Here is a 25,075-nt window from a genome sequence, read left to right as displayed (position 1 = left end):
AGGATGCGACCTTGGCCCAGAGCCAACGACTCGAGAAGACCGTGAAGGGCACCGACCTGTCGCTCGCCGGAGAGGCGCTGAGCCTCGACCGCAGCGGCGCCCTGTGGCTGCCCGAACACCGTACCCTGGTCGTCTCCGACCTCCATCTGGAAAAAGGTTCGGCGTACGCGTCCCGCTCCGGCCAGTTCCTGCCGCCCTACGACACCCGCGAGACGCTGGGCCAACTGCACGAGGCGGTGCAGCGGCTCGACCCGGCCTGCGTGGTCGCGCTGGGCGATTCCTTCCACGACGCCCGCGGCCCCGAGCGGATGGAGCCCGGCGACCGCGCCATGGTGGCCGCCCTGCAGGAGGGCCGCGACTGGGTCTGGATCGCCGGCAACCACGATGCCGCCGTGAGCGAGGGCGTCGGCGGGCGCTATTGCGAGACCGTGTCGGTCGGCGGCCTGACCCTGCGGCACGAGCCGCTGGCCGGCGCTGCGGCCGGGGAGGTGGCGGGCCATCTCCATCCCTGCGGCAAGGTGTCGATGCGCGGGCGCTCGGTGCGCCGCCGCTGTTTCATCAGTGACGGGCACCGCCTCGTCATGCCGGCCTTCGGCGCCTATGCCGGCGGGCTCAACGTGCGCGACGCTGCCTTCGAGCCGCTGTTTCCGAAGGGCTTCACCGCCTACCTGCTCGGCGACGGGCGGGTCTTCGCCATCGGGAAATCGATGCTCGGGCGCGACTGACCTCAGGCGCTGCCGAAGTCTTTCGGGCTCGGCGCCTCGTCGTCGAGGCGCGCGATCAAATCGCGGAAACGGTCAGGGATCGGTTGTTGGACGACAGAATCGTAGAGGTTGCGCAACTGGTTTCCGATGCGCTGCTGGGTGTGGTCGCTCAGTCCGCTGCTTTGCGCCGCATCCGGCCGATCGCCGGCTCCCGGTCCGCCGGCCGGCTCGTCCTCATTCATCCTCGGTCGATCCCCTTGGGCCGCAGTGACTCGCCGCGATTGTGTTGCGGCTTGACATGAGTCATGGCTTCGGCAGCAACGCCGCCCTACGGGTTCGGTTCCGAGGTGGCTCAGGAACGGACGGGGCAGCGCCGCGTTAGCGGCGCATTGATAACGACAGAAGAGCGCAGAGGCTCAGGGGAATCCATGTCGACAGCACAACTGGTCGTGCAGCACCTGCCTTACCTGCGCCGCTACGCCCGCGCCCTCACCGGCAGCCAAGTGGCGGGCGACGCTTACGTGGCCGCGACCCTGGAGACCTTGGTCAACGAACCCGAGACGCTCGGCCGCTCCTCCAACGTGAAGGCCGATCTCTTCCGCGTCTTCACCCGGATCTGGAACTCGCTCTCGGTCAACGGCCACAGCGAGCAGGTGCAGCACGATCTCCCGGCGGAAGTCCGCCTCGGCCAGATCACGCCGCTGCCGCGCCAGGCCTTCCTGCTCTCCTGTCTCGAAGGCTTCTCCGAGGAGGATGCCGGCGTAATCCTCGACGTGGACGTCGCCAAGGTGCGCGACCTCGTCGATGAGGCCGGCCGCGAGCTCGCGGCCGACATGGCGACCGAAATCCTCATCATCGAGGACGAGCCGCTGATCGCGATGGATCTGGAAGCCCTGGTCGAGGGCCTGGGCCACAACGTCATCGGCGTCGCCCGCACCCGCACCGAGGCGATCAAGATCGCCTCCGAGGGCAAGCGCCCCGGCCTGATCCTCGCCGACATCCAGCTCGCCGACGGATCGTCCGGCCTCGACGCGGTCAACGACCTGCTGAAGACCTTCGAGGTGCCGGTGATCTTCATCACCGCCTATCCCGAGCGCTTCCTCACCGGCGAGCGTCCGGAGCCGGCCTTCCTCATCGCCAAGCCGTTCCAGCCGGCGAACGTCTCGGCGGTGATCAGCCAAGCCCTGTTCTTCCAGCAGAGCGCCCGCCGCCGCGAAGCCCGCAGCGCCTAAGTTCATTCTGCGATCGAACGAGAAAGGCGCCACTCCGGCCGGAGCGGCGCTTTTCCTGCGTTTCGGGGATGCTCGACGGCTCCGATACGACCTTCGTCGTCGTTCCGGGGCGCGAAGCGAACCCGGAATCCACCTGTGACGCGACGCTGTACGAACCGTCGAGGCCGGTCGTAGATTTCGGGTTCCGCTGCGCGGCCCCGGCCTGACCGCGGAGGGTGATGCGATCGGCCACGAAAAAACGGGCCGGACTGCTGTCCGACCCGTTGAGAAGGTTCCGGCCGATGCACAAGGGGAATGCGGGGAGGACCAGATGGCCGGGTTGCTGTCTCAACGGTTCGCCGGGGGGAGGGTTCCGGATCGGTCGCTTTTTTCGCCCACGCGGCATTTCGGCAACGTTTCGGGGCCGCCGAGCCGCCTCCGCTCCCCGCGAATCGCCAGCCGGTTAACGCGCGCAATACTGTCCTGCATCGAAGCGGCACAGTGAAGGAACCGCAGAACGCATCGCCGCGTTGTGCCGACATCCTGTCAAGCTCCCCTTTCGGAGATCGCAAAGATGCTTCGGCCCAGCTTCGTTCTCGGCGTGACTGGTCCTGCTGCGATCCTGACCCTGATGGTCCTGCCGATGGTGCGGCACGGCGCCGACGCGCTCGCCGCGCCGGCCCCCGCGCCCCGCCTGGCGATGGAAGCGCCGGCCGCCGCGCCGCTGCCGGGTCTTCGCCCCTACGACACCGCCATCAGCCCGATCCGTGTCGCCACCGCGCCGCGCCCGCTCGACCGCTTGAAGCCCGGTGCACCGACCCGCGAGGTTCAGGAGCTGCCGGCCAAGCCCAAGCGCCTGACCCGCGAGGGCTGCGAGACGCCGATCAGCTCGCTCGCCGGCCCCGAGGCCCGCCGCATGGTGCCCGGCCGCTGCATGGCCTGAAGCATCGGCCCGCAAACAGGGAGCCGGCTTTCGGGAAAGGCCGATGCAGTTCTAAAACTCAGGCCGACACCTTCTCGACATCCGCCGTCAGCCCGCCCGGCCCCATCCGCTCGCGGGCGACGAGTCGGTCGCCCGGGCCGAACGGCCCGAGCGGTACGTCCCGGTCGGGCAGCACCACGGTGGTCAGGCTGCCGACATGAACGAGCACGTATCGCTGGAGCTGCAGCGATGACGCCGCCCAGCGTCTGAGCTGGTCGTGATACGGCGCCCGCTTCCAGGCGTTGGCCTGCCCCGGATCGACCTGCACGTTCATGAACCGGGTCACGGGGTCGAGACTCAGCACCATCTTGGCCCGGTCGGGCCGCCATTCCGGCCCCATCCAGTTCTCCGTCATCCAGAGGCAGTGGAACGCGCGGCAATGCTCCGGCCGCGTCGCATGGATGCCGCAGCCAGCGCCGGGCTTGAGGTGCCGGCACCAGCGCCCGGCGGGGCTTTCGACGGCTGGCACCTCGTAGACCTTGCAGCACAGCGTGCAGGGGCCGCATTCCCGGCCCGGGGCGGGCGTGGCGACGATGGCGGCGGGGTCGAGCATCTGCGAGAAGTTCCGGGCGGCGTGCGCGGGTGCGGCGCCTTCCTGAGCGGCATTGCCGCCGTTAGTGTGGCGGTCGTGCCGGCCGTTCCCGTCGGCGAAGCCGCCGGTCCGCCGCCATGCTGTCGAACATCGCCGCCCGCGACGTCGAGACCCTGATCCACCCCTACACCAACCTCTCCACCTTCCGGGAGACCGGCTCGCTGGTGCTGGAGCGCGGACACGGCGTCTGGGTCTACGATTCGGACGGGCGCCCCTATCTCGAAGGCATGTCGGGCCTGTGGTGTACAGCGCTCGGCTACAGCAACGAGGAACTGGTCGAGGCCGCCGCCGAGCAGATGGGCAAGCTGCCCTTCGCCCATCTCTTCTCCGGCCGCAGCCACGATCCGGCGATCGAACTCGCCGAGACGCTGAAGGAGCTGATGCCGGTCCCGACCTCGAAGATCTTCTTCACCTCGTCGGGCTCCGAAGCCAACGACGCGCAGATCAAGCTGCTCTGGTACATGAACAATGCGCTGGGTCGCTCGCGCAAGAAGAAGATCATCGGCCGCCGCAAGGGCTATCACGGCGTCACCGTGGCGACCGCCTCGCTGACCGGACTGCCCGCCAATCACACCGACTGGGACCTGCCGATCCCCGGCTTCCTGCACGCCGCCTGCCCGCACCATTACCGCGGCGCAGAGGCTGGCGAGACCGAGGAAGCCTTTTCCGCACGCCTCGCCGCGGAGCTGGAGGCGCAGATCGTCGCCGAGGACCCGGAGACTGTCGCGGCCTTCTTCGTCGAGCCGGTGATGGGCGCGGGCGGGGCCATCGTGCCGCCGGCCGGGTATTTTGAGGCGATTCAGCCGGTGCTGGAGCGCTACGACGTGCGCCTCGTCGCCGACGAGGTGATCTGCGGCTTCGGCCGGCTCGGCACGTGGTTCGGCTCCGAGGCGCTCGGCATCCGGCCCCACACGCTCTCGTTCGCCAAGGCGCTGACCTCCGGCTACCTGCCGCTCGGCGGCATCAGCATCGACGAGCCGCTCTACCGCGCCATGCTCGACGAGAGCGTCAAGCTCGGCGGCTTCGGCCACGGCACCACCTATTCCGGCCATCCGGTCGCCTGCGCGGTGGCCAACCGCGCGCTGCACATCTACCGGCGCGACCGCATCGTCGAGCGTGCCGCCGAGAAGGCGCCGCACTTCCAGGCAAGGCTGTCGTCGCTCGCCGATCATCCGCTGGTCGGCGAGGCCCGCGGCATCGGCCTGATCGGCGGGATCGAACTCGTCGCCGATAAGCGCGACAAGCGCCAATATCCGCCCAAGGCCGGGGTCGCGGCCCGCTGCGTCGCCTTCGCTCAGGACGAGGGGTTGATCGTCCGCTTCCTCATGGGCGACCGCATCGCGGTGTGCCCGCCGCTGGTCATCGAGACCGACGAGATCGACACCCTGTTCGAGCGGCTGCGCCGGGCGCTCGACCGCACCGCCGCCTGGATCGCCCAGGAAGGCCTGGAGCCGATGCCGGCGGTATGATGCGCTGCAATTGAATTTTGAATGCGCTGCGTCTCCGCCCGCACGGCCGAAGCAGCGCCTTCATCCGGTAAAATTCTGCTGAGTGCGTTGCAGGATCGGCGTTGTTGCAAAGCAGTATCAGGCCCGGACAAGAGTGCGGCTTCGCACCTGCTCATTTCCACGGCTTGCCCGAAAATCAGCCTTCGAGGGAACCTTAAGCTTACGTTCAGGTGAACGGGTCGATCCTTCTGTCGCCGACTTCGCAATCTCGCCAAAAACGGGCTGTTGAGTGGGTCTGCGCCCGGCACCGCCGCCGGGTGGATTTCGAGCCGAACCGGCCGCTCCCGGCCGTCCCGCCATCGAACCAGGACAGGACACATGTACGCCCCCAGCCGCACCTCGTCGTTCGCGATACAGCCGGGCAGCGCCCGCTTGTCGGTGACCGGGGACCGCGAGAGCTTCCGCCCCGTCGCCCTGCCGGCGCTCGCTGCCGCCGTGCATGTGAACGCCGCCGCTGTGAAGGCGGCCCGCGTCAAGGCCGCGGGGAAAGTGGTCCGGATCGTCCACGAGGACGAGCCCGTAGACTGAGAAGCGGGGCTTGACGCAGCCGCCGGGCCGGTGGCTCTGGCGGCATGCTGATCCTCCCGACACGACGGCAGGTGTTGACGGGCCTGGGCGCTTCCGCGCTCGGCCTCGGCACGTCGACCGGCGCCTATGCCTTCGTGATCGAGCCGCGCTTCCGGCTCGCCGTCACGCCCTACGCGCTCACGCCGCCGGGCTGGACGCCGGGACTCGCTTTACGCGTCGCGATCATCGCCGACATCCATGTCTGCGAGCCGTGGATGCCCCTCGACCGCGCCGCCGAGATCGTGGATGTGGTGAACGCGCTCGAGCCCGACCTCGTGCTGCTGCTCGGCGATTATCCGGCCTCGCGCAGCGTCACGTGGAAGCGGGTGCCCCTGCCCGATCTGGTGCGCCTGTTCGAGGGTCTGCGCTCTTCGCTCGGCACCTATGCCGTGCTCGGCAACCACGATTGGTGGGATGACCGGGAGGCGATGCTCGCGCGGCGCGGGCCGGTCGAGGTGCGCCGGCTGCTGGAGGCGCGCGGCATTCCGGTTCTGGAGAACGACGCGCTGCGCCTGATCAAGGACCGGCGTCCGCTCTGGCTTGCGGGGCTGGCCGATCAAGAGCCGTTCCTGCTCGCGGGCGATCCGCGCAGCCTCGCCGACATTCCGGCGACCCTCGCAAAGATCACCGACGATGCGCCCGTCCTGCTCATGGCGCACGAGCCCGACATTTTTCCGAAAGTGCCGAAGCGGGTGTCGCTGACGCTGTCCGGGCATACCCATGGCGGCCAGATCCGCCTGTTCGGCGTCTCGCCGATGCTCGCCGGCACGCCGCGCGAGCGCTACGCCTACGGCCATGTCGTAGAGGACGGGCGCCATCTCATCGTCTCCGGCGGCCTCGGGGTCAGCAAGGTGGCGGTGCGCTTCGGCGTGCCGCCGGAGATCGTGCTGCTGACTCTGGGGGAGGCCGCCGCGGCAGCGTAAGCCTGTCGGCGGCCGATCGGTCTGTCGTGTGAAAGGACGGATCGCAGCCGGCGTGATGCGCCAAGCTCCCGTGCCACCTACTCCTTTTCGCGAGGCCGGAGGACGACTTCGAATCGCGGTTCCTGCGGCGCGCCGCGCCCGACCGAGGCAGAGACACAAATCCTCGCTACGGAAATCCACAGAAATTACGTAGGCCCGCGGCGGCCTGCCGCATATCGCTGCGTGTAGGGCGTCGCCGGGCTCAGGCATTCGCGCCGGGCGACGTGCCCCGTCCCCGCGGCCGCGGAGCGACGCGGCAGCGGGTTTTTAAGTGTCTGTAAAATCGTGAGTTTTCCAATTCGCGTCAGCACCCGCTTAACATTTGCAATATTCACTTCAGCTGCCAAACCTTCGACGACAGCTCGGTGAAATGTCATCGACTACACGTTCGCCGCTCTTCATCGGAACGCGGACCATGTCAGATACACCCTTCCGCCTCGATTTCACATGTCATACAACCGTGCCAGCAACGCCGAGCTGACTTGCTCCGCGCCGACGGTGAGCTTACCGTCATCTAAGTAAACCCTCGGACCGAGAAGGCAGCGCCATGGACACCACCGAACAGGATGCGGAAACCGCGCGCCTCATTACACTGGCCGCGGATGTCGTCTCGGCTTATGTCAGCAACAATCATGTCCAGAGCGCCGACCTGCCGCGCCTGATCGGCGACGTGCACGAGGCGATCCGCTCGGTCACGGTCAGCGCCAAGCCCGCCAACAGCGGCCCGCCGAAGGCGACGCCGCAGGAGATCCGCAAGTCGGTCAGCCACGATTTCCTGATCTCGTTCGAGGACGGCAAGCCCTACAAGACCCTGCGCCGCCACCTGACGCTGCGCGGCCTGTCGCCGGAGGCCTATCGGGCCAAGTGGGGCCTGCCGAACGACTACCCGATGACTTCGGCGAGCTATTCCGAGCAGCGTTCCGAGCTGGCCCGCGCGCTCGGCCTCGGCCAGCAGCGCCGCCGCCCCGACGGCGAGACGGTCTCCGAGGCGCCCGCCGTCGAGCCGGAGGCCGAGGCCGAAGCCGCCCCGGCCAAGAAGCCTCGCGCTACGCGGAAGAAGAAGGACGCCTGAGTTTCAGCCCGGCCGGCGCGTCGGCGTGAGCCGTACGCCCGGCGCCGGGCGCTCCAGCAGCACCTCGCGGCGGAATCGCACGAGTCGGGCCGGGCGCCCGGCATTGCCGCTGGTCACGTCCTCGGTCTCCTCGACCAAGCCCTGCTGCGCGACGAGCCGGCGGAAATTCTGCTTGTGCAGCCGCGTGCCCGACAGCGCCTCGACCGTGCGCTGGAGCTGGAGCAGGGTGAAGGCGGGCGGCATCAGCTCGAACACCACCGGGCGATACTTGATCTTGCCGCGCAGGCGGCCGATCGCGGTGGCGAGCACCCGGCGGTGGTCGAGCGCCATCGGCTCGCCGGTCACGCCCGCATCGTCCGGCACCGCCGCGCCGGCCTGCCCGCGAGCCTCCGGGATCAGCCCGGCCTCGAACAGCAGCTCGTAGCGCTCCAGCACGCGCTCCTCGTTCCACGCGCCGCCCAGGCCGAAACTGAGGCCGACCCGGTCCTCGCGCAGGCGCCGCAGCTTGGCGTCCGAGCCCCTGGCGACCCATTCCATCAGTCGCGGCTCGATCGCGGCGAGCGCCGCGGGGCGGCCCTCGCGAAAATCCTCCCAGGGCAGGTAGCGGTACCAGTTGCGCCACGCGGCTTCCGCGAGGCCGGCCGGGCGCAGCTCGCGCACCAGGGCGAGGTAGGCGACCGACAGCAGGTGGACGCCGCGCCCGCCGCCGTCGCGGTCCCGGTCGCCGAAGGTGTAGAGCTGCTCGACATAGCCGAGGCGCTGGTGGGTCTGCTGCTCGACCCAGGCGCGCAGGCCCCGCTCCAGGGTGGTGTGCTCGGGCACGAGCGGACCGGCGGGCAGGGCAGTGCTGCGGCCCGACGCTTGGCCCGCCGCCTGCACGGTCAGCGCCCGCGGCTCGCCGTCGGTGGCCGCGACGATGACGGCCACGAGCCCCACCGTCGAGGCGTTCGCGGCGCGCTCGGTTCCCTCCGCGGCGAGGGCGGCCACACCCGGTTCGGCCGTGCTCATACCCTCGGCCCCGATGCTCCCCGATGGCCCCGGGCACTCCGAGGCGCCCCGCTCATGCCGGATCGGAACGGGTACCGTCAACGGAAGTCCGGAAAGCTTCTAATGAACGCCGCCTCCGGCGCCGCGCAGGCGGCGGGCGACCTCGTGGCCGACTTCCGTCGCGACTTCGTCGACGAGGCGGGCCAGCGGGGGGTTGCGCAGGCCCGCCACGAGACCCTTCATCGCGACGGCATGGTCGGCGAGCCGGTTGGCGCGGCGCTGGTCGCGCCAATCGGCCGGGCCGTCGGCGCGGCCTTCGGTCAGGTCGAAGGCGAGCCCCTGGGTCGCCCGCGCGCCGGAGGCCGGGTCGCGGGCGCAGCGGCCCATCAGCCGGAGCCAACGCGGCCCGCCGGGGCCGGGGCGGGTGCGGAACTCCGCCTCGAACGGGCAACCGTCCCGGCCCGCCGCCCACAGCACGCTCTCCAGCCGCAGCGCGTCCTCCGCCTCGATCCGGGCGAGCGCTACGCCCAACGGGGCGCCGAAGGCCTCCGCCTCGGAGAGCGACAGCAGGCGCGCCAGCGCGGGCGCGAGGGCGAGCCGGTCGGTGTCCGGATCGTGCGCCCAGGCGCCGATGCAGGCGGAATGGACGAACGCCGTCGCGAAATCGGGGTGGAAGTCGGTCATGACGTCACCGGAACGAGACGGACGTGCGGGTACGCCGCGCTGAGACCGAGGCCCCGCTCGCCCGACGAAGAAACTTGAGGTAAATTTTAGCGGTCGATGCCGCTCGCAAAAAACCTTAGCGTCATATGATATCTCGCGTAAAGCGTTCAGTGCGCGGGGGCAGTTGTATCAACTTGAAGTATGGTTCTGCCGGGACCGGCAGCGGCGGGCGCTTTAACGGCCGGTTAACCATGTTGGGCCGAGATCGCGGATCAGGGAATCCCGGCATCACAGGACGCGAAGGTCCGGGCCGGACACCCCTTCAGGGGCCGCACGATGAAAGCGATCACGTTCGTCACGCAGAAAGGCGGCAGCGGCAAAAGCACGCTGTGCATCTCACTGGCGGTCGCCGCCCAGGAGGCGGGCCACAGCGTCTGCATCCTGGAGATGGACCGTCAGGCCACGATCACCGACTGGCTCGACCACCGCACCGCCGAGGGGCCGGAGGTGGCCCAGATCGATGCGACCCAGATCGACGCCGTGATGGAGCGGCTGGCCGAGTCGGCCTACGACTTCGTCTTCATCGACACGCCCGGCGTCGATTCCAACGGCACGCTCTCGGCGATCCGCGCGGCGGACCTGTGCATCATTCCCTGCCGCCCGACGCCTGCGGATCTGCGCGCGTTCAAGCCGACGCTCGCGGCGGTCTACCGGCTGGAGAAGAAGTTCGCCTTCGTGCTGAACCAGACGCCGCCGCGCTCCTACCGTATCCGCGACGCAGCCGATGGGCTCGCGGTGCTCGGCATCCTGCCCGACGTCAACATCGTCGCCCGCACCGACCATCAGGACGCCATCGGCGTCGGTCAGGGGGTGACCGAGTTCAACCCGAAGGGTCAGGCCGCGGGCGAGGTGCGCCGGCTGTGGAGCTGGATCGAGCGGCGGATGAAGGCGGCGCGCCCGCTGACCGGCCGGAACAGGGCAGCGGACGGCCATGTCCAGGCCGCCTAAGCTCAGCCTCGCCTCGATCGTCGCGGAGGCGACCCCGAAGCCGGTCCGCCCACCGAGCGCAGAGATCGTCACCTTCGACCGCGCAGCGGCCCCGCCCGCGGGAAACGTCGGCACGCTCAAGCAGCGCGCCAAGCAGATGTCGGTCTATCTCGAACCGCCGGTCTACGATCAGCTGCGCGACCTGGCTTACGCCGAGCGTACCAAGATGCACGGCCTGATGCTGGAAGCGCTCGATCTGCTGTTCAAGCAGCGCGGTGCGCGCTCGATCGAGCAGATCTTGGGCGAGAAGCCGCGCTGACGGGGGAGGGGAGGCGCATCCTTCCCTCGCTTTCCACCGTCGAGACGGCGCGATCGGCGACAATCCTGCCGGTCACGCGCCGTCATTACGAGGCGGAGGCACGGCGTCGCCGCGCCCATACGGCTCACGACCCCTTGCGAAATTTTGGCGCCGCCCGGCTTTTCTCAGCCGCCTCAATCCGTTGTCCCCACCTTCCCGCAGACCCGATCCGCTTCCGCCCCCTCCGTTCAGCCTTCCTTTACCGCGTCCGGATGATCCTCTGGGGACGGTCGGGCGCGTGATGTCCGGCGGCAAGCGTGATCCCGACGGCCCCGCTTCCTGCGGCCGGAGGGAGCCCTGTGGCGTAAAGCGGGAAGCGGGCGGGCAACATGGCGGGTGTCAGGACGGCCGGATTCCTTCCGGCGCAGCGTTCCCTGCTGGGTTCCTTGCCGGCGACACGCCTGCTCGCAGCCTGCGCGGTGGCGCTGCTGGCGGCCAATTGCGCCAACAAGCCCCCTCAATTCGCCGGCGCGGCCCCGTCCTCGGGCAACGGCATCGATCCGAAATACGGCGTGCGGGCGAGCCGGCGCGTCTACAACGAGGGTGACACGATCCCGAAGGGCGGCGGGCGCCGCTTCTCGGGCAAGCCCTACGTCGTGGCGGGCAAGACCTACGTGCCGCGCGAGGACGCCCGCGGCTATGTCCGCGAGGGGCTGGCCTCGTGGTACGGCAGCGCCTTCCACGGGCGCGTCACCGCCAACGGCGAGGTGTTCGACCGCCAATCCATCGCCGCGGCCCACCCGACCCTGCCGCTGCCGAGCTACGTCCGGGTGACCAACCTCGACAACGGCTACTCGATGATGCTGCGCGTCAACGACCGCGGCCCCTACCATGCCGGCCGCGTTATGGACGTGTCGGAGGAGGCCGCCCGCGCCCTCCAATTCCACCGCCGCGGCACCGCGCGGGTGCGCATCGAGTATGCCGGCAAGGCCTCGATCGCCGGCAGCGACGACCGCAAGCTGCTGGCGACGCTCCGCACCGACGGCAGCCCCGCCTCGATCGGCCGCGCGCCGGTGATGATGGCCGATCTCGGCCCCTCCGATCCCGAGCCCGCACCCGAGCGGTTCGAGCGTCCGTCCCGCGCGCTGGCGTTCAAGCCCGCCGAGGAGCGGGACGACGCGCCCGAGGCCGCACCCGCTCCGCGCCCGGCCCGGCCCGCGCCGATCATGCTGGCGAGCGCGGCGAACGTCGCGGTGCCGGCCGCCTTGCAGCCGACCGCTGCCCGCGCCGCTCCGTTCCGGCCCGTGGCCGCCGCGTCCGCCGTCGCCCCGCCGGCCCGCGAGCCACACAGGGCGCTGGCCGAGGTCGGGGGAAAGAGCGCTGCGCCCGCCGGCCATCGCGACGCCCCGTTGCGCCTCGCCCCGCCGCCGCTGCGGCTGGCCGCCGCTCCGCTCAAGGTGACGCCGGCCCCCGCCCCTATGCGCGTGGGAGCCGTCGCCGGCAAGGCGCCGGCCCGCCCGGCGGCGCCCGAGCCCACCGCGAGGATGGCGGCGATGCCGTCCTCCTCGAAGCTCGCTATCGCCCGCCTCGCCGCGGTCTCCGCCGGACCGGCCAAGCCCGCGGCCCCCACCGCCGCGCCGGCCAAGACTCCGGCCAGAACCTCGGCGCGCTCGAAGGTGGCGGGCGTCTACTGACGGCCCGTCGGACGCGGCCCTTCGCGGCCGCGCTCGTTCGAGTGCTGCGCTTCTCTCTATCCTCCCCTCAGGATGAGGGGATTGGGTGGGATGAGTCGGTCACGCACAGGGCCGGCCGAACTCGAAGCAGGTCAGACCGATGCCGCCCATCGGCGCTGTCGGTGCTCGACGATCGCGCAGACGAAGTGCGCCAGGGCCGAAAGGCTGCGGTGCGGGTCGCGGTCGATGCCCTGCCATACCGCTTCGAGGGCGACGACGCGCTCGCTGGGCTTGCGGTAGGCGCGCTCCAGCTCGTCCAGGGCATGGTCGAGCCGGGCGGCGACGGTGCCGTCGGGCACCGCTGCGAGGCGGTCGACGTGCTGGAGGCAGAGGCTCACGGGCGTCATGCAGCTCTCTTGGGGCTTGCGGCGGCAAAGTCGAGCTTCGCCAACCGGCTCTCCCCACATACTGCACTGAACGATCGGCCGGGCTCACAAGCCCGAGAGGTGGGAGCCCGCAGGGAAGGCGGCGGACGGGCCGCCTTCAGGCCACCGCCAACGCCGCCTCGAACCGGGCGCGGGCCTCGGCGATATCGAAGGGCTCGGGTGCGGTCAGGCGTGCGAGCGCGGCTTGGGCCCGGCGGGCGGCCTCGCCCGAGAGCCACGGTGTCCCTTCGACGACGCCCCGCATCTCGTCCATGCGGCCGTTACAGTGGAGCACGACGTCGATCCCGGCCGCAAACGCCGCCTCGGCCCGCGCGCGGAACGGCCCCTGGAGGGCGTGCATCGACAGGTCGTCGGTCATCAACAGGCCATCGAAGCCGATCCTTTCCCGGACGATCTCGCGGATCACCGTCGGCGACAGGGTGGCGGGGCGCTCCGGGTCGATGGCGGTGAACACCACGTGCGCGCTCATGGCGAGCGGCAGGTCGGCGAGCGCGCGGAAGGGACGGAAATCGCTGTCGGCGAGTTGCGCGCGGTCGGCGGCAACCTCGGGCAGGGCGAGGTGGCTGTCGCAGGTGGCGCGCCCGTGGCCGGGCATGTGCTTGATCACCGGGAGCACGCCGCCGGCCATGAGGCCCTCGGCGACCGCGCGGCCGGTGGCGATCACCGCCTCGGCATCGGTCCCGAACGCCCGGTCGCCGACGATGTCGTCTGAGCCCGCCACCGGCACGTCGAGCATCGGCGCGCAATCGACGTTGATGCCGACCTCGGCGAGATCGTGCGCCATCAGCCGGGCGCCGAGCCGGGCAAGATCGAGGGGGAGCACGCCGACGCGGCGGCCGGAGGGGTATTTCGGCCAGTGCGGCGGGCCCATGCGCTGCACCCGCCCGCCCTCCTGATCGATCAGGATCGGCGCCTCGGAGCGGCCGACGGTCTCGCGGAGGGACGCGGTGAGCGCGCGCACCGCGTCGGGAGTGCCGATGTTGCGCTTGAACAGGATGAAGCCCCAGGGCCGCACGTCGCGGAAGAAGGTGGTTTCCTCCGGGGTCAGGGTCGTTCCGGAGCAGCCGAGGATGACGGCGCGGGCGTCGGAAATTGGGGGCATGGGGCCGGCGTCCTCAAGGCGAACGGAAGGGGACGGCGCCGTCGCGCTCGTGCAGCCCGCGTTCCGGGATCACTTCGCCCACGACGGCAGGCGCTTCTCCTCCCCCTTGTGGGGAGGAGGGAGGATGTGGGGGCCAGGAGGCACCGCAGCGCCTCGTTCTGAACCACCCCCACCCCGACTCCCCCCCCACAAGGGGGGAGGGGACACGCGCTCTGTTCGGCGCTCGTCGTACCGACGAGTGAAAGAAAACTAATTCTTCGCCACGAAGCACTGGCCGCCCGCGCCCTGCAGCTCGGTGCAGAGGCTCGACGCTTCGTTCTTCGCGAGCGGCCCGACGCGGACACGGTAGATCGTCTTGCCGTTGACCTCGGCCTGACGGATCAGCTCGGGCTTGCCGGAGAGCTGGCTGTACTTGGACTGCATCTGCCGGAATGCGGCGCGGGCCTCGCTCTCGCTGCCGCGCACGCCGAGCTGGACCGAGAAGCCGCCGACGCTGGCCTGCGACGTGGCGGGCGCCGCATCGACGATCGGCTCGGCCGGGGTGCTGGCGGTGGTCTCGACCGAGGCGACGCGCTGGGGCGCCTTGCGCGGGGCGGGCGCGGGGGCCGGCTCGGCCTGGGCCGGGGTGGTCGCGTCGGCGACCGTGATCGGCGCGGCGCTGGCGAGCGTGCGCGAGGGCCGGCGCGGGGTCGCGGCGGGGGTCGAGCCGCCCGCGGCCTCGGGCAGGGTCATGGTCGGGATCGGCGAGTTCGGCCCCCCGGTGTCGGCGCCCACGGGCGAAGCGGCCTGGGCGGCGGCTTGCGCCGGAGGCGGCGTGTCGGGCTTGACCGCGACGGTGCGGACCCGGCGCGGCTCGCCCAGGGAATCGATGAGCATGCCGCCCTGGCCCGGCGTCGCGCCGCCCTGGCCGGCGACCGCGGGGGTGCCCTCGTTGCGCGCGGCGGCGGTGCGGGCCGCCTGGTTCACGTCGAGGGGCTGCTCCTCGCGGTTGACGATCTTGATCTGACCGTCCTTGGCGTTGCGGTCGTAGATCTGCTTGTTTTGGTCGGGGATCTCGACGCCGTCGGTCGCGGTCGGCTGAACCTTGAGCGGGGTCTTGTCGGCGAGCACGGTGATCGGGCCGGAGCCGCCGCCGTGGGTGCCCTTCCACGCCAGCGCGCCGCCGACGCAGACCGCCAGCAGCGCGAGGCCGCCGCCGACCTGAACCAGCCGGCCGCGGTGGCGCGGACGCTCGATCGGGCCGGCACGATAGCCTTCGCCGGCCTCGGCGAAGGCCGCCTGCTCCTCGCTCGGGTTGCCGGCGTAGAGGCCCTGCTCGACCGAGGCGAGGTACTGGTCGAAGGCGTCGGCGGGGTTGGCGGGCTGGCCGCCGGATGGGGTCGAAGGGGTCATGGCGGAGCGTCCCTGGGCGGTCGGGTCATCCTGCGCCGGGGCGGGCGCGTCGAGGAAGGTCGGCTCGACCCGGCCCGGCCGGGCCTCCGTGGCGGGGGCGGCGGACTTCTCACGCGCCTCCAGCAGCGCCCGGAACGGGTCGTCCTGCCCGACGATGCGGGCGAGCTCGGCCAGGGGATCGGCCTTGGCTGCCGCCTTGGCCGGTCCGCCGTCGCCCCCGCTCTGACGCAGCTCGCGCTCGAAGGCGTCGAAATCGACCGTCGCGCGCGAAGCGTGTCCCGTCATGGCCTCAACCTCATCAAACGCCTGACGGCGTCACCGCATCTCGTCCGGCGCGGAGACACCCAGAACCGCAAGGCCCGAGGCGAGCACGCCGCCGAGGGCCTCAACGAGGGCCAAGCGGGCCCGGGTGGACTTTCTGTCGGTTGGATTAACAATCCGTAATTGCGGCAAGTCTTTGCCCTTATTCCAGAAACTATGAAGCGAACTCGCGGTCTCATAGAGGTAGAACGCGATTCGGTGGGGTTCGTGGGCGGAGGCCGCCGATTCGAGCACCCGCGGATACTGAGCGATCAGCCGCATCATCTCGATCTCGCCCGGATCGGTCAGCGCCGACAGATCGGCCCCGCGAAGCAGGCCGTCTCGCGAAACGTCCTCGTCCGGCATGGCCTCGCGGGCCTGTCGCAGCACCGAGAAGCGGCGGGCATGCCCGTACTGCACGTAGAAGACCGGGTTGTCCTTCGACTGTTCGACCACCTTGGCGAGGTCGAAATCGAGCGTCGCGTCGTTCTTGCGGTAGAGCATCATGAAACGGATCGCGTCGCGACCGACCTCGTCGATGACGTCGCGTAGGGTCACGAACTCACCCGACCGCTTCGACATCTTCACCGGCTCGCCTGCGCGCAAAAGCCGCACCAGCTGGCAGAGCTTCACGTCGAGCCGGGCTTCGCCCCCGCTCACCGCCTGCACCGCCGCCTGCATCCGCTTGACGTAGCCGCCGTGGTCGGCGCCGAGGACGTCGATGAGTTCGGAGGCGCCGCGCAGCCACTTGTCGCGGTGATAGGCGATGTCGGAGGCGAAGTAGGTGTAGGCGCCGTCGGACTTCAGCAGCGGCCGGTCCACGTCGTCGCCGAATTGCGACGATCGGAACAGGGTCTGCTCGCGGTCCTCCCAATCCTCGGGGAGTTGGCCCTTCGGCGGCGGCAGCCGACCCTCGTAGACGAGGCCCTTTTCGCGCAACGCCTCCAGCAAGGCCGCGACCTTGTTGCCGCCCTCGCCGCCCTGGAGGGTGGCTTCCGAGAAGAACACGTCGTGGCGGATGCCGATCGCGGCGAGGTCTTCGCGGATCGTGTCCATCATCGCGTCGATGGCGAAGCGGCGCACCAGCGGCAGCCATTCGGCTTCCGGCTGGTCGAGCAGCGCGCGCCCGTGCGCCTCGGCGAGTTTTTCGCCCACCGGCTTGAGATAGTCGCCGGGATAGAGCCCTTCGGGAATCGTCACCGTCTCGCCCAGCGCCTCGCGGTAGCGGAGGTACGCGGAGCGGGCCAGCACATCGACCTGCGCGCCGGCATCGTTGATGTAGTATTCCCGCGTCACGTCGCGGCCGGCGGCGACCAGGAGGTTGGCCAGCGCGTCGCCGAACACCGCACCGCGCCCGTGGCCGACATGCATCGGCCCGGTCGGGTTGGCCGAGACGTACTCGATGTTGACCTTGCCGCCCGGCATCGTGCCGCGCCCGAAGTTCTCGCCCTCGGACAGGGCGGCGCGGATCACCTTGTGGAAGATTTCGGGCGCGAGCCGCAGATTGATGAAGCCGGGGCCGGCCACGCTCGCCTCGACGATGCGCGGATCGGTGCGCAGCTCCGCGGCGAGCGCCTCACCCAGCGCCTTCGGGTTCTGTTTCGCTTCCTTCGCCAGCACCAGGGCGGCGTTGGTGGCGAGGTCGCCGTGGCTGGGATCGCGCGGCGGCTCGACCAGCACGCGCGACAGGTCGAGCCCCGCGGGCAGCGTGCCGGAGCGGGTCAGGGCCTCCAAGGCCTCCCGCACGCGGGTCTCGAAGAGGGCGAAGATGTTCATGGGAGTCAGACGCATTCCGCTGGCGCGGCCACGCGGCGAAAGGGTCGGGCGGCCGGGAGTGTCAGGGGCGCGGCATAGCAACGGGCGCGGGGGGTGTCACGGCGCCCTGGCCTCCGGCGACACAAGGCTGGTCAGCACATCACGAAACCCCTCCGGCAGCGCCACCGGCCGGCGCGTCGTCCGATCCACGTAGACATGCACGAAATGCCCCTGCGCGGCGGCCTCGTCCGAATGGGGTGCGAAGATCGCGACCTCGTAGCGGACGCTGGAACGACCGAGATGGGCCACCCGCACCCCCGCTACGAGCGCGTCGGGGAAGGCCACGGGGGCGAAGTAGCGGCAGCCGGTCTCGACCACGAGGCCGATGACCGGCCCGCTCGCGATGTCGAGGACGCCGGATTCGACCAGGATGCCGTTCACCGCCGTATCGAAGAAGGCGTAATAGACGACATTGTTGACGTGCCCGTACACGTCGTTGTCGCCCCAGCGCGTGGCGAGCGGCACGAGGCGGGGATAGCGGCTGCGAGTCTCGCGGGGGGCTTTGGCGGTGTCGCTCACGGCATTCTTCGGCTTTGTCCGGGACGGGGCGCCGCTTCAGTAGAATGCACCGTTGCGCGGGCGCCGTCCGAGGCTGCGTTGTGGGATCCGACACCTACACAGGAGATCGCGATTCCATGAAGTCCCTCGTTCTGACGGGCGCGGCGCTGGCCGCCCTCATCGCCCTCCCGGCCACCGCCCAGGCCGGAGGCTTCGGCCGCCACGGCGGCTTCGGTGGTCATCATGGCGGGTTCGGCCATCACGGTGGGTTCGGCGGTCATCGCGGCGGCTTCGGCGGCCATCGTGGCTTCGGGCATCATGGCGGCTTCGCCGGTCACCGCGGCTTCGGGCATCACGGCGGGTTCGCCGGTCACCGCGGCTATGGCTATGCCGGTAGCGGCTATGGCCGGGGTTACGGCGGCTACGGCCGGGGCGTTGGGCTCGGGCTGGCGGGTGCCGGCGTGGGTCTCGGCCTCGGCCTCGCCGCCGGCGCGCTCTCGGGCGGCAGCTATTATGGATCGGGCTACGGTTACGGTGCGCGTTACGGCTACGCCCCGTCGTACGGTTACGGCGCGGGCTACGCCCCGGCCACCTACGGCACGGGCTACGGCTATGCCACCGGCTATGCCCCGGCCTACAACACCGGCTCGAACTGCGTCTGCTACTGAGATCTGCGGAGCCTCACGGCTCCGTCAGCGGGAGCCCGCGGCTCGGCGGGCTCCAGTGGAGATCGGGCGTCTCGGCGAAGAGGCGCCCGTGCTCCAGCACCGCGTAGGTGTCGGTCATGCCGGCGATGTAGTCGGCCACCCGCCTGGCCAGCCGGGCGTCGCTCGCGCCCGTGAGCCCCTCCGACCATTCCGGCGGCATCCGCGTCGGGTCCGCGCGGAAGGCGGAGAACAGGTCTGCGACGATGACGTTGGCCTTGGCCCGCACGGCCATCACGCCCGGATGCCGGTACATCCGCGCGTAGAGGAAGCGCTTGATCGAGGCGTCGGCCTCGGCGATGCCGGCCGAGAAGGCGATGACGGGCGCCTGCGCCCCGCGGATGTCGGCGACACGCCCCGGCGCCAGGGCCGCGAGCCGGGCCTCGCCCTCGCGGATCACGTCCTCGACGAAACGAGTGATGACCCGCCGCGCCAGCTCGTGGATCTTTCGGGATGCCTCCAGTCCGGGATGGAGCCGCTCGATCTCGTCGAGAAGCTCCTTCAGGAACGGCACTGTGGCGAGATCGGAGAGGTCGAACAGCCCGGCCCGCAACCCGTCGTCGAGGTCGTGCGCGTCGTAGGCGATGTCGTCGGCCAAAGCCGCTGCCTGCGCTTCGGGCCCGGCGAAGCGCGACAATTCGAGATCGTTGAGCGCGTTGTACTCCATCACCGCCGCCGGGATGCCGGTGGCGGCATAGCGCCGGACGGGAGCGCCGCCCGCATCGAGCAGCGGCCCGTTGTGCTTGACCAGCCCTTCCAGCGTCTCCCAGGTGAGGTTCAGCCCGTCGAAGCCGGCATAGCGCCGCTCCAGCCGGGTGACGATGCGCAGCGCCTGGGCGTTGTGGTCGAAGCCGCCATACGCGGCCATGCAGGCGTCGAGAGCGTCCTCGCCGGTATGGCCGAAGCAGGTGTGGCCGAGGTCGTGGGAGAGCGCGAGCGCCTCGGCCAGATCCTCGTCGAGGCCGAGCGCGCGGGCCAGCGCGCGGGCGATCTGGCTGACTTCGAGGGTGTGGGTGAGCCGGGTGCGGTAATGGTCGCCCTCGTGATGCACGAAGACCTGGGTCTTGTGCTTGAGGCGGCGGAAGGCGGTCGAGTGGACGATGCGGTCGCGGTCGCGCTGGAAGTCGCTGCGGGTTGGCGAGCCGGCCTCCGGGATCAGCCGGCCGCGGGTCGCGCCCGGATCGGTCGCGTAGGGCGCCCGCCACCGCTCGCCGTTCTGCCGCACTGTCCCACCTTCCCCGCGTTCGGCCGCGTTGCGGCCCCGGTCGTCGCCTCATATCTTGCGTGGAGCGCGCCCGCGGCAATCGCGGAGGCGCCGTGACACACAGCTTCGAGACGCGACCGCGATGGCCGACATCAATCTGACCGCCCGCGCCGCCAAGCGCATCAACGAGATCATGGGCTCGGAGCCGCCGGGCTCGTCGCTGCGCATCAGCGTGAACGGAGGCGGCTGCTCCGGGTTCTCCTACGCCTTCGACATCACCCATGCCCGCGAGGGCGACGACGTGGTGATCGAGCGCGACGGCGCGACCGTCCTCGTCGATCCGGTCTCGCTCGAATACATGGGCGGCGCGACCATCGATTTCGTCAACGACCTGATCGGCCAGTCCTTCAAGATCGAGAACCCGCTGGCCACCGCGTCGTGCGGTTGCGGCACGTCGTTCGCGATCTGAGGCGGGTCCGCGGGCCCGGCACACCGCCTATCAAGAAAAAAGGCCCGCGATGACCGCCCGCACCCTCTACTACGCCCCCGGCGCCTGCTCGCTGGCGGTCCACATCGCGCTCGAGGAGATCGGCGCGCCGTACGAGACGGCGCGGCTCGATCTCGCCAAGGGCGACCAGCGTGCCCCGGAATTCCTCTCCGTCAACGAGCGCGGCCGGGTGCCGGCGCTCTACGAGGACGGGTGGGTGCTGACCGAGGTCTCCGCCATCCTGCGCCATCTCGCCCGCGCCCATCCGGAGGCCGGGCTGATGCCGGAAGAGCTGCGGCACGTGGCCATCGCCGACGAATGGCTCGGCTGGCTCGCCACCGCGCATGGGGTCGCCTACGCACAGGTCCGCCGGCCCGAGCGCTACGCCGCCGACGAGACCGCCTTCGCGGCGATCCGCGCCAAGGGGGCCGACACGTTCGGCGATCTCTGCACGATGACCGAGGTACGCCTGTCGAACGGCGGCTGGGCCGTCGAGGGGCACTACTCGATCGTCGATCCCTATCTGCTGGTGTTCTGGCTGTGGGCCCGCGGGCCGGCGATCGGATTCGTCATGGACGCGATGTTCCCGGCCTGGACCGCCCATGCCCGCGCCATGGCGGCCCGCCCGGCGGCGCGCGCCGTGCTGGAGCGCGAGGGACTGACGCCGCCGGTCTGAGCCCCGATCAGGCCACCGGGTAGCGCTTCGCCACCAGCGCGTGGACGAGGCGCGCCGTCTGCACCTCGCCGCCCTCGGGCCGGCCGGGTTTCGTCGACGGGTTCCAGCCGTAGAGGTCGAAGTGCAGATGTGCCCGCGTCTTCGGGGCGAAGCGGCGCAGGAACAGGGCGGCGGTAATCGCGCCCGCGAACGGGCCGCCGGAGACGTTGTTGAGGTCGGCCACCTTCGAATCGAGCCCGCTGGCGTAGGGCGCGTGCAGCGGCAGGCGCCAGACCGGATCGTTCGCCGCGGCCCCCGCCTCGGCGACGGACACCGCCAACCCCTCGTCCTCGGTGAAGAAGGCCGGCAGGTCGGGGCCGAGCGCCACGCGGGCGGCGCCCGTCAGGGTCGCGAAATCGATCAGCAGTTCGGGGCCGTCCGCCTCGGCGAGGGTCAGCGCGTCGGCGAGGATCAGGCGCCCTTCCGCATCGGTGTTGCCGATCTCGACGGTGAGGCCGGCCCGCGAGCGGATCACGTCGCCGGGGCGGAAGGCCTCGCCCGCAATCGCGTTCTCGACGCTCGGCACGATCAGCCGCAGCCGCACGGGCAGGCCGTCGCCCATGATCATCTCGGCCGCAGTGAGCGCCGCGGCCGCCCCGCCCATGTCCTTCTTCATCAAGAGCATGCCGGCCGACGGCTTGATGTCGAGCCCGCCGGTGTCGAACACCACGCCCTTGCCGACGAGGGTCACGCGGGGGGCGTCCGCCGGCCCCCAGGTCAGGTCGATGAGGCGCGGCGCCCGCGGCGAGGCGGCGCCGACGGCGTGGACCAGCGGGAATTGCCGTTGCAGTTCCTCGCCTGTGGTGACCGCGACCGTGGCGCCGAAGCACTCGGCCACGCCGCGGACCGCCGCCTCGATCTCGGCGGGGCCGAGATCGTTCGAGGGCGTGTTGACGAGGTCGCGACCATGGGCGACCGCCGCCGCGATCCGCGTGAGACGGGTCCGGTCCACGCCGTCGGGCGCCACGAGGCGGGGCCGCTCGGCGCCCGGCTTGCGGTAGCGCTCGAACCGGTAGCCGCCGAGCAGCCACGCCAGCGCCGCCTCGGCCGGGTCGATCCCCTCCGCCGGCTCCAGGCGGTAATCGCCCGCGGGCAGGGCGCCGGGGAGCTTGCCCGGCAGGAAGCGATCGAACGTCGCCGCCGCCGGATCGCCGAGGCCGAACAGCACGCGGGCGAGCGCGCCGTCCTCGGCGGGCAGGAGCGCGAGGCGCCCCGCCTTCGGCGCGAAGCCGCTCGCCTTGGCGAAGCCCCGCTGAAGCGGCGTCAGCTCCGCCTCCAGGGCCGTCCATCCGGCCTCGGTGACGAGGTGCACGGGAATCGCGTCGGTGCCGGGGGCGAGGAGCGCTGAGGTCATACGGGGCGGGGGCTTAACCGGTGATTAGGGTTAATTCTCTATCACCCCAAGGGTCGGCGAGGCGCAAGCGCGGGCCGGCTGGTGGAGTGGAGACGAGCGATGACACGGACCGTCGGTGCAGCGTGTGCGACCCGGACCGTGCGTGCCCGGCGCCTGATCGCCGCCGCGCTCGTCGGGCTCGCGGCCTCGGCCTGCCAGTCGCGCTCGCCCGAGACCACCGGCTCGATCGGCGCCTCGCTGTTCGGCCCGTCCCGGCCGCAACCAGCGACGCGGGCCGATGTCGAGGCGCTGGCCGCCCGCTACAATTCCGATCCCAACGACGTGCGCGCCGCCATGCGCTACGCCGACGCCCTGCGGGCGACCGACCAGCGCTCGCAGGCCGCCGCCGTGCTGCAGCAGGCGGCGCTCAAGAACCCAAAGGACAAGGCGGTGCTCGCCGCCTACGGCAAGACGCTGGCCGAGGCCGGCCGCTATCAGGAGGCCAACGAGGTTCTCCAGAACGCCCACAGCCCGGCCCAGCCGGATTGGCGTGTGCTCTCGGCGCAGGGGATGGTGGCCGACCAGACCGGCGACCACGCCCGCGCCCAGGGGCTCTACGAGGCGGCGTTGAAGATCGCGCCCGAAGAGCCGCGCATCCTGTCGAATCTCGGCCTGTCCTACGCGCTGTCGCGCCGCCTCGACGTCGCCGAGGAAACCCTGCGCCGCGCCGCCGCCCAGCCGCGGGCCGACGCGCGGGTTCGCCAGAACCTCGCCCTCGTGCTCGGCCTGAAGGGGCGCTACGACGAGGCCGAGACCGTGCTGCGCCAGGATCTCGGCCCCGCGGAAGCTGCGGCCAACGTGCAGTCCCTGCGGGCGATGTCGGGCCGCCCGGCGGGCCTCAAGTCGGCCCGCTCGGCCGGACTCGTGCAAACTCGCTAAGTCTAAAGTCGTTTTCCGTTTGACCGGGCGCGAAGAGCGCCCTGCGTAGCGGCCTCGGCTGCCAGCCGAGGCGTCTAGCGAAGCGATAGCCTAAGCCCGCGGAGGCGGGCGCCGGCGCCTGAGGCCAAACCAAAGATAAAGAGGGCGATAGCCCTCGCCACCTTGACGAATCCGGCGGGCCTCCCCTATAGGCTCGCCACTCCCATAGGACTCCGCCGCAATCGATTGACGCGTGGGTTCGACGCCCGCGGCGCGAGAGCCGTGCGGCTTTGCCGGATACCAGAGCGCCGAGACCCGGCCAAACGTTGACAGGACTGTAACGATGTCGCGTCGCTGCGAACTTACGGGCAAGGCCGTTCAGGTCGGCCACCTCGTGAGCCACTCGAACCACAAGACCAAGTGCCGGTTCCTGCCGAACCTCTGCAACGTCACGCTGCAGTCGGATGCCCTCAACCGCCGCGTCCGCCTGCGGGTGACCGCCCACGCGCTCCGCTCGGTCGAGCACCGCGGCGGCCTCGACGCCTTCCTCGTCAAGGCCCGCGAGATCGAGCTGTCGCAGACCGCACGCCTGCTCAAGCGCGACATCGAGAAGAAGCTCGCCGAGACCGCGACGCCCGCCGCCGCGTAAGCCCGGTGCGCCTCCGGGCGCGCCCCTCGACCAGTTTCAAGGCCACCGCAGGCGTAATTCGCCCCGGTGGCCTTTGACGTTTCGAGGCGCCTTCGATCCTTGCTCCTTGATGTCAGCCGGGCTTCCCCTCTCCCCGCACGCGGGGAGAGGCCTGCATGGACCTCGTCGTCCATGCAGGAAGCGAAGCGGCGGTGAGGGGGCGACTCCGGATGTGTCTCTCCCGTCGAAGCCCCCTCACACCTCGGCTGCCGCCTCGCCGCGCCGACGACGAGGTCGTCGCAGCCCTCTCCCCGCGCAGCGGGGAGAGGGAATACACGGCCAGTCGAGTGATCGTCCTCTAACCTGAATTTCCGGCGGCCGATGACGGCGCTCACCCTCATCCTTCCGATCTTCGGGCTCGTCGTCGTCGGCTGGCTGGCCTCGCTGTCCGGGATCATCTCCGAGCGCGTCGGCGACGGGCTATCCGAATACGTGTTCGCGCTGGCCGTGCCGGCGCTGATCGTCGCGACGCTGACCCGGCCGGGGCTCTCGGGCGAAATCGCATGGGGGTTCTGGGCGAGCTATTTCGGCGGGGCGGCCATCGCCTGGGCCGCGGGCTCTCTGATCGGCCGGCAATACAAGGGCGTCGAGCGCAAGGGCGCGATCCTGCACGGCTTCGCCGCCAGCCAATCGAACACCGTGTTCGTCGGCGTGCCGATGATCTTCCAGGCCTATGGCGAGGCCGGGGCGTTTCCACTGTTCATGCTGCTCGCGGTCCATCTCCCGCTGATGATGGGCGCGGCGACCTTCCTGATCGAATCGGAGGGCGGGCGCCCCCTCGGGCAGCGCCTCAAGGCGCTCGGCCTCGTGCTCGCCAAGAACCCGATTTTCCTGGCGCTGATCGTCGGCGGCGCCATGAAGGCGTTCGGGCTGTCCCTCGCAGGCATCCCGAAGACGCTGGTCGATGGGCTCGCCGGCACCGCCTCGACCTGCGCGCTGATCGCGCTCGGGGCCGGGCTGACCCGCTACCGCGTGCTGCACGATCTGCCCGGCGCCAGCGTCGTGGCGGCGCTGAAGCTAGGGCTGCACCCGCTCGCGGTCTACCTGATGGCGTTCCACGTCTTCACCATGCCGCCGGCCTATGCCGGCGTCGCGACGCTGTTCGCGGCGATGCCGGTGGGCATCAACGCCTACCTGCTCGCCGCCCGCTACCGCACCGAGCAGGGCCTCGTGGCTGCCGCCGTGCTGGTCTCGACGCTCGCCGCGGCGGCGACGACGGTGGGCTGGCTGATGGTCTTGGGGCGGGGGTGACACGCCCGCCCGCGCG

Annotated in this window: 27 protein-coding genes; 16 read left to right on the top strand and 11 right to left on the bottom strand. The window is 70.7% G+C overall.

Annotated features, from left to right (window positions below; all coding sequences use genetic code 11):
- Positions 1-11 precede the first annotated feature (11 nt).
- Positions 12-725, top strand: coding sequence for a ligase-associated DNA damage response endonuclease PdeM (gene pdeM / locus ASG52_RS19515; protein ID WP_056246875.1), 714 nt, complete (start codon positions 12-14; stop codon positions 723-725).
- Between the two features lie 2 nt (positions 726-727).
- Here pdeM and ASG52_RS19510 read toward each other — a convergent pair whose 3' ends face one another.
- On the bottom strand, positions 728-946 hold the full coding sequence (locus ASG52_RS19510; protein WP_056246873.1) for a NepR family anti-sigma factor: 219 nt from the start codon (positions 944-946) through the stop codon (positions 728-730).
- Between the two features lie 186 nt (positions 947-1,132).
- Here ASG52_RS19510 and ASG52_RS19505 point away from each other — a divergent pair, with 186 nt between their 5' ends.
- Together ASG52_RS19505 and ASG52_RS19500 are read left to right on the top strand one after the other, a co-directional pair.
- Positions 1,133-1,936: a response regulator gene (locus tag ASG52_RS19505; protein ID WP_056246871.1), complete on the top strand. Its 804-nt coding sequence runs from the start codon at positions 1,133-1,135 to the stop codon at positions 1,934-1,936.
- Positions 1,937-2,489: 553 nt separating this feature from the next.
- The gene (locus tag ASG52_RS19500; protein WP_056246869.1) at positions 2,490-2,858 is read left to right on the top strand and encodes a hypothetical protein; all 369 of its coding nucleotides are present in this window, start codon (positions 2,490-2,492) and stop codon (positions 2,856-2,858) included.
- 58 nt (positions 2,859-2,916) lie between these two features.
- Here the strand turns inward: ASG52_RS19500 and ASG52_RS19495 are convergent, their stop codons facing one another.
- Complete coding sequence (locus tag ASG52_RS19495) at positions 2,917-3,450, bottom strand: hypothetical protein (protein ID WP_056246867.1); 534 nt, start codon at positions 3,448-3,450, stop codon at positions 2,917-2,919.
- Positions 3,451-3,566: 116 nt separating this feature from the next.
- Here ASG52_RS19495 and ASG52_RS19490 point away from each other — a divergent pair, with 116 nt between their 5' ends.
- The 4 genes from ASG52_RS19490 (at position 3,567) to ASG52_RS19475 (ending at position 7,598) form a co-directional block, all read left to right on the top strand.
- Positions 3,567-4,958 (top strand): aminotransferase, encoded by a 1,392-nt coding sequence (locus ASG52_RS19490; protein WP_056246865.1) that lies wholly within the window; start codon positions 3,567-3,569, stop codon positions 4,956-4,958.
- Between the two features lie 357 nt (positions 4,959-5,315).
- A complete protein-coding gene (locus ASG52_RS19485) occupies positions 5,316-5,525 on the top strand; it encodes a hypothetical protein (protein ID WP_056246863.1) in 210 nt (69 codons plus the stop codon).
- 44 nt (positions 5,526-5,569) lie between these two features.
- Positions 5,570-6,487, top strand: a complete 918-nt coding sequence (locus ASG52_RS19480; protein WP_056246861.1) for a metallophosphoesterase — start codon at positions 5,570-5,572, stop codon at positions 6,485-6,487.
- 586 nt (positions 6,488-7,073) lie between these two features.
- Positions 7,074-7,598, top strand: a complete 525-nt coding sequence (locus ASG52_RS19475; RefSeq protein ID WP_056246859.1) for a Ros/MucR family transcriptional regulator — start codon at positions 7,074-7,076, stop codon at positions 7,596-7,598.
- A gap of 3 nt (positions 7,599-7,601) precedes the next feature.
- Here ASG52_RS19475 and ASG52_RS19470 read toward each other — a convergent pair whose 3' ends face one another.
- Both ASG52_RS19470 and ASG52_RS19465 read right to left on the bottom strand, forming a co-directional pair.
- Positions 7,602-8,687 carry an NUDIX hydrolase gene (locus tag ASG52_RS19470; protein WP_502691091.1) on the bottom strand — a complete coding sequence of 362 codons (1,086 nt, stop codon included), beginning with the start codon at positions 8,685-8,687 and terminating at the stop codon, positions 7,602-7,604.
- A gap of 18 nt (positions 8,688-8,705) precedes the next feature.
- Entirely contained in the window at positions 8,706-9,269 is a 564-nt protein-coding gene (locus ASG52_RS19465; protein ID WP_056246857.1) for a PAS domain-containing protein, read from the bottom strand.
- Between the two features lie 315 nt (positions 9,270-9,584).
- Between ASG52_RS19465 and ASG52_RS19460 the strand changes: the two genes are divergently transcribed.
- From ASG52_RS19460 to ASG52_RS19450, 3 genes are all read left to right on the top strand, one after another.
- Positions 9,585-10,256 (top strand): division plane positioning ATPase MipZ, encoded by a 672-nt coding sequence (locus ASG52_RS19460; protein WP_056246855.1) that lies wholly within the window; start codon positions 9,585-9,587, stop codon positions 10,254-10,256.
- On the top strand, positions 10,240-10,554 hold the full coding sequence (locus tag ASG52_RS19455) for a ribbon-helix-helix domain-containing protein (protein WP_056246853.1): 315 nt from the start codon (positions 10,240-10,242) through the stop codon (positions 10,552-10,554). The genes ASG52_RS19460 and ASG52_RS19455 overlap by 17 nt, the downstream gene beginning before the upstream one ends.
- Before the next feature lie 368 nt (positions 10,555-10,922).
- Positions 10,923-12,227 carry a septal ring lytic transglycosylase RlpA family protein gene (locus ASG52_RS19450; protein WP_056246851.1) on the top strand — a complete coding sequence of 435 codons (1,305 nt, stop codon included), beginning with the start codon at positions 10,923-10,925 and terminating at the stop codon, positions 12,225-12,227.
- 131 nt (positions 12,228-12,358) lie between these two features.
- On the opposite strand, the gene ASG52_RS19445 is transcribed toward ASG52_RS19450, so the two are convergent.
- From ASG52_RS19445 to ASG52_RS19425, 5 genes are all read right to left on the bottom strand, one after another.
- The gene (locus tag ASG52_RS19445) at positions 12,359-12,613 is read right to left on the bottom strand and encodes a hypothetical protein (protein WP_056246849.1); all 255 of its coding nucleotides are present in this window, start codon (positions 12,611-12,613) and stop codon (positions 12,359-12,361) included.
- A 136-nt stretch (positions 12,614-12,749) separates the two neighbouring features.
- Entirely contained in the window at positions 12,750-13,754 is a 1,005-nt protein-coding gene (gene nagZ, locus ASG52_RS19440) for a beta-N-acetylhexosaminidase (RefSeq protein WP_056246848.1), read from the bottom strand.
- A gap of 249 nt (positions 13,755-14,003) precedes the next feature.
- Positions 14,004-15,431 carry an SPOR domain-containing protein gene (locus ASG52_RS19435; RefSeq protein ID WP_056246845.1) on the bottom strand — a complete coding sequence of 476 codons (1,428 nt, stop codon included), beginning with the start codon at positions 15,429-15,431 and terminating at the stop codon, positions 14,004-14,006.
- 30 nt (positions 15,432-15,461) lie between these two features.
- The gene (gene argS, locus ASG52_RS19430) at positions 15,462-17,222 is read right to left on the bottom strand and encodes an arginine--tRNA ligase (protein WP_056246843.1); all 1,761 of its coding nucleotides are present in this window, start codon (positions 17,220-17,222) and stop codon (positions 15,462-15,464) included.
- Positions 17,223-17,318: 96 nt separating this feature from the next.
- Positions 17,319-17,780: an acyl-CoA thioesterase gene (locus ASG52_RS19425; protein WP_056246841.1), complete on the bottom strand. Its 462-nt coding sequence runs from the start codon at positions 17,778-17,780 to the stop codon at positions 17,319-17,321.
- 116 nt (positions 17,781-17,896) lie between these two features.
- On the opposite strand from ASG52_RS19425, the gene ASG52_RS19420 reads away from it, so the two are divergent.
- A complete protein-coding gene (locus ASG52_RS19420; protein ID WP_056246838.1) occupies positions 17,897-18,427 on the top strand; it encodes a hypothetical protein in 531 nt (176 codons plus the stop codon).
- Positions 18,428-18,440: 13 nt separating this feature from the next.
- Here the strand turns inward: ASG52_RS19420 and ASG52_RS19415 are convergent, their stop codons facing one another.
- Entirely contained in the window at positions 18,441-19,688 is a 1,248-nt protein-coding gene (locus tag ASG52_RS19415; RefSeq protein WP_056246836.1) for a deoxyguanosinetriphosphate triphosphohydrolase, read from the bottom strand.
- Positions 19,689-19,809: 121 nt separating this feature from the next.
- On the opposite strand from ASG52_RS19415, the gene ASG52_RS19410 reads away from it, so the two are divergent.
- Together ASG52_RS19410 and ASG52_RS19405 are read left to right on the top strand one after the other, a co-directional pair.
- Positions 19,810-20,136 carry a HesB/IscA family protein gene (locus ASG52_RS19410; protein WP_056246834.1) on the top strand — a complete coding sequence of 109 codons (327 nt, stop codon included), beginning with the start codon at positions 19,810-19,812 and terminating at the stop codon, positions 20,134-20,136.
- Positions 20,137-20,185: 49 nt separating this feature from the next.
- Positions 20,186-20,830, top strand: coding sequence for a glutathione S-transferase family protein (locus ASG52_RS19405; protein WP_056246832.1), 645 nt, complete (start codon positions 20,186-20,188; stop codon positions 20,828-20,830).
- 7 nt (positions 20,831-20,837) lie between these two features.
- On the opposite strand, the gene ASG52_RS19400 is transcribed toward ASG52_RS19405, so the two are convergent.
- A complete protein-coding gene (locus ASG52_RS19400) occupies positions 20,838-22,223 on the bottom strand; it encodes a leucyl aminopeptidase family protein (protein WP_056246831.1) in 1,386 nt (461 codons plus the stop codon).
- 99 nt (positions 22,224-22,322) lie between these two features.
- Here ASG52_RS19400 and ASG52_RS19395 point away from each other — a divergent pair, with 99 nt between their 5' ends.
- From ASG52_RS19395 to ASG52_RS19385, 3 genes are all read left to right on the top strand, one after another.
- On the top strand, positions 22,323-23,141 hold the full coding sequence (locus tag ASG52_RS19395; protein ID WP_056246828.1) for a tetratricopeptide repeat protein: 819 nt from the start codon (positions 22,323-22,325) through the stop codon (positions 23,139-23,141).
- 322 nt (positions 23,142-23,463) lie between these two features.
- Complete coding sequence (rpmB, locus tag ASG52_RS19390; RefSeq protein ID WP_056246826.1) at positions 23,464-23,769, top strand: 50S ribosomal protein L28; 306 nt, start codon at positions 23,464-23,466, stop codon at positions 23,767-23,769.
- Between the two features lie 360 nt (positions 23,770-24,129).
- On the top strand, positions 24,130-25,059 hold the full coding sequence (locus ASG52_RS19385) for an AEC family transporter (protein ID WP_056246824.1): 930 nt from the start codon (positions 24,130-24,132) through the stop codon (positions 25,057-25,059).
- Positions 25,060-25,075 lie beyond the last annotated feature (16 nt).

The organism is Methylobacterium sp. Leaf456 (genome assembly GCF_001425465.1).
GTDB lineage: Bacteria > Pseudomonadota > Alphaproteobacteria > Rhizobiales > Beijerinckiaceae > Methylobacterium.
The sequence above is the reverse complement of the archived record's forward strand: the minus strand, read 5'-3'. Positions and strand labels throughout refer to the sequence as shown.